The sequence below is a fragment of the Streptomyces murinus genome (assembly GCF_002154555.1).
Taxonomy (GTDB): Bacteria; Actinomycetota; Actinomycetes; order Streptomycetales; family Streptomycetaceae; genus Streptomyces; species Streptomyces murinus.
Genome location: NZ_MUNF01001056.1, coordinates 1 through 853 on the forward strand (window position 1 = coordinate 1; position 853 = coordinate 853).

The 853-nt window shown below is 69.1% G+C and carries 1 protein-coding gene; it reads left to right on the forward strand.

The window, feature by feature from the left end; all coding sequences use genetic code 11:
• Positions 1-853, forward strand: an 853-nt coding sequence (locus tag CCN72_RS37625) for an ABC transporter permease (RefSeq protein WP_244174688.1), incomplete at both ends; no start/stop codon positions are given.

Below are 853 nucleotides of genomic sequence, written 5' to 3' on the forward strand. Positions count from 1 at the left end.
GCGGCCACCGCGCGGAAGCAGCCGAACCTCGGTCTCGGCCGGCTCTATCTGCGGCGCTTCCTGCGCAACCGCCTCGCCGTCGCCGGAGTGGTGATCCTCGTCCTGCTGGTGCTGTTCGCGGCCCTCGGCGGCCGGCTCACCTCCTACACGTACACCGACACCGACTTCACCGCCCTCACCCAGCCCCCGAGCGGCCTGCACTGGTTCGGCACCAACCAGGGCGGCAACGACATCTACGCCTGCGCCGTGCACGGGCTCCAGCGCTCCCTGACGATCGCCGTGAGCGTGTCGGCACTGACCATCGTCCTCGCCGCGATCATCGGCTCCGGCGCCGCCTACTTCGGGGGCCGCGTGGAGCGGGTGACCCTCGCCGTCATCCACTTCCTCCTGATCGTCCCCTCGTTCCTCATCCTCGCCCTGGTCTCCCACCGGCTGGCCGGCGACTGGCGGGTCCTGATCGTCGTGCTGACCGTGTTCGGCTGGATGTCCACCGCGCGGGTGATCTGGTCGGTCTCGACCTCACTGCGCGAACGGGACTATGTGAAGGCGGCCGAGTTCATGGGCGTCGGACCGCTGCGGATCATCCTGCGCCACATCATCCCCAACCTGGGCTCCCTGCTGATCGTCAATCTGACGCTCGGTGTCGTGGCCACCGTGCTCAGCGAAACCGCCCTCTCGTTCCTGGGATTCGGCGTCCAGACCCCGGATGTCTCGCTCGGCACGATGCTCGCGGACGGCGCGAGCACCATCACCAGCGCCCCCTGGCTCTTCGCCTTCCCCGCCGGACTGGTCGTGCTGCTCACCGTGTCGATGACCTTCATCGGCGACGGCCTGCGCGACGCCCTCGACCCCA